This window comes from Paraburkholderia sp. J76, assembly GCF_905220295.1.
In the GTDB taxonomy this organism is placed as follows: domain Bacteria; phylum Pseudomonadota; class Gammaproteobacteria; order Burkholderiales; family Burkholderiaceae; genus Paraburkholderia.
On sequence record NZ_CAJMZJ010000036.1, the window covers coordinates 1 to 3,130 of the forward strand.

The 3,130-nt window shown below is 64.0% G+C and carries 1 protein-coding gene; it reads left to right on the forward strand.

Translation table 11 applies throughout. From position 1 onward, the window contains the following. Positions 1–3,130: beta strand repeat-containing protein (locus U5768_RS31755; protein ID WP_415914008.1), on the forward strand; the 3,130-nt coding region annotated here is incomplete at both ends.

The window sequence follows — 3,130 nt, forward strand, 5'->3', positions numbered from 1 at the left end:
GTCCGCTTCGGGTCCGTCCGCGATCGCAATCGGCCAATCGTCCACCTCCTCCAACACGAACACGGTGGCGATCGGCGCCTCGTCGCAGGCGATCGGCTTCAACTCCGAGGCACTCGGTGCTGGTGCGCAGTCGGCGAAGAACGGCGACATGGCGATGGGCGGCGGTTCGCTGGCTTCGGGCGGCGGCAACGGCTATGACGCCGCGTCGGCCATGGGCTATGGCGCGACGGCACAGGGTGCGGATTCGGTTGCGCTGGGCGTCTATTCGAGCGCAAGCGCGGCGAACGCGACGGCGCTGGGTGCGAATGCCAAGGCGACGGTCGCCAACTCGGTGGCGCTGGGTCAAGGCTCGGTGGCGAACACCGCAGCGGTGGGCACGACGAGCGGCGTGATCGGCGGCACGGCGTACACCTATGCAGGCACGGCCCCGACGGGCACGGTCAGCGTGGGCGTAGCGGGCGCGGAACGCACGATCACGAACGTGGCGGCAGGCCGTGTGACGGCGACGAGCACGGACGCGGTCAACGGTTCGCAACTGTACGCAGCGGATTCGCAAATCACGGCGAATACGAACAGCATCACGACGCTCAACGGCCAGGTGACCACGCTGCAAGGCAACGTCACGACCCTCCAGGGCAACGTGACGACCCTCAACGGTCAGATCACGAGCATCAACAGCCAGATCACCAACCTCAACGGCAAGCTGCAAGACGCGGTGATGTACGACTCGTCGGCGCATACGTCGGTGACGCTGGGCGGCTCGGGTTCGAGCATGCCGGTGACGCTGCACAACGTGGCCAACGGCACGCTGAGCGCGGCGAGCACGGACGCAGTGAACGGCTCGCAGCTGTACGCGACCAACACGAACGTGTCGAACATCGCGGGTTCGGTGACGACGCTGCAAGGCAACGTGTCGAACATCAACAGCCAGATCACGAACATCAACGGCAAGCTCAACGACGCGGTGCTGTACGACTCGTCGGCGCATACGTCGGTGACGCTGGGCGGCTCGGGTTCGAGCACGGCAGTGGCGTTGCACAACGTGGCCAACGGCACGCTGAGCGCATCGAGCACGGACGCGGTGAACGGTTCGCAGCTTTATGCGACCAACACGAACGTGTCGAACATCGCGGGTTCGGTGACGACGCTGCAAGGCAATGTGACGACGCTGCAAGGCAACGTGTCGAACATCAACAGCCAGATCACGAACATCAACGGCAAGCTGCAAGACGCGGTGCTGTACGACTCGTCGGCGCATACATCGGTGACGCTGGGCGGCTCGGGTTCGACCTCGGCAGTGGCGCTGCACAACGTGGCCAACGGCACGCTGAGCGCGTCGAGCACGGATGCCGTGAACGGCTCGCAGCTGTACGCGACCAACACGAACGTGTCGAACATCGCGGGTTCGGTGACGACGCTGCAAGGCAATGTGACGACGCTGCAAGGCAATGTGTCGAACATCAACAGCCAGATCACCAACATCAACGGCAAGCTGCAAGACGCAGTGCTGTACGACTCGTCGGCGCATACGTCGGTGACGCTGGGTGGCTCGGGTTCGACCTCGGCGGTGGCGCTGCACAACGTGGCCAACGGCGTGGTGAATGCATCGAGTCTCGACGGCGTGAACGGCTCGCAGCTTTACGCGTTGGCCAGCTCGGACGCTGCGGCGCTGGGCGGCGGCTCGACGGTGAACAGCGACGGTTCGATCTCGAACCCGACCTACGTCATCGGCGGCAAGACGTTCAACAACGTGGGCGGTGCGCTGACGAACCTCGACGGCTCGATCACGAACGTCGAAGGCCAGATCACGAACATCAACGGCAAGCTGCAAGACGCGGTGCTGTACGACTCGTCGGCGCATACGTCCATCACGCTGGGCGGAGCGGGTTCGACCACGGCTGTCTCGATCCACAACGTGGCCAACGGCACGCTGAGCGCGTCGAGCGCGGATGCGGTGAACGGTTCGCAGTTGTACGCGACGAACCAGAATGTCACGAACATCCAGAACACCATCAACAACATCAACGATGGTGGCGGGATCAAGTACTTCCACACGAATTCGAGCCTCGGCGACTCGAACGCTACCGGCGCGAACAGCACGGCAATCGGTCCTGTTGCGGCGGCCACGGCAACGTCGGCTATCGCAATCGGCAATGGCGCGAATGCGGCTACGGCATACTCGGTTGCACTGGGCAATGGCGCGACCACGAGCGCGGCAGTCGGCACGGCAAGCGGCGTGATCGGCGGCACGACCTATCAATATGCGGGCGCCAACCCGTATGGGGTGGTCAGCGTGGGCGCACAGGGCGCCGAGCGTCAGATCACGAACGTCGCGGCCGGCCAGGTCACGTCGTCGAGCACCGACGCGGTGAACGGCTCGCAGCTCTATGCGACGGACACGCAAGTGACGGCCAACACCACGGCGATTTCGAACATTGCCGGCAGCATCACCAACATCGACGGCAAGCTGCAGGACGCCGTGATGTACGACTCGTCGGCGCATACGTCGGTGACGCTGGGTGGCACGGGTGCAACGTCGGCAGTGGCGCTGCACAACGTGGCGAACGGTCTGGTGAACGCATCGAGCTTCGACGCGGTGAACGGCTCGCAACTCTACGCACTGGCCAGCTCGACGGCTGACTCGATGGGTGGCGGCTCGACGGTGAACGGCGACGGTTCGATCTCGAACCCGACTTACGTCATCGGCGGCAAGACGTTCAACAACGCAGGCGACGCGTTCACGTCGATCAGCGGCGACATCACGAACATCAACGGCACGATGGCTGATGCGGTGATGTACGACTCGTCGGCGCACGATTCGGTGACGCTGGGCGGTACGGGTGCAACGTCGGCAGTGGCGCTGCACAACGTGGCCAACGGCGCGGTGAACGCATCGAGCCTTGACGCGGTGAACGGTTCGCAGCTTTACAACGTGGCGGCTTCGACGGCGAACGTGATCGGCGGCGGCTCGACGGTGAACAGCGACGGTTCGATCTCGAACCCGACGTTCATCCTGAATGGCGGCACGCAGACGTACAGGAACGTGGCAGGCGCGATCACGAACCTCGACGGTCGAGTGACGCAGAACACCAGCGACATCACCAACATCACCAACAACATCAACAACGGT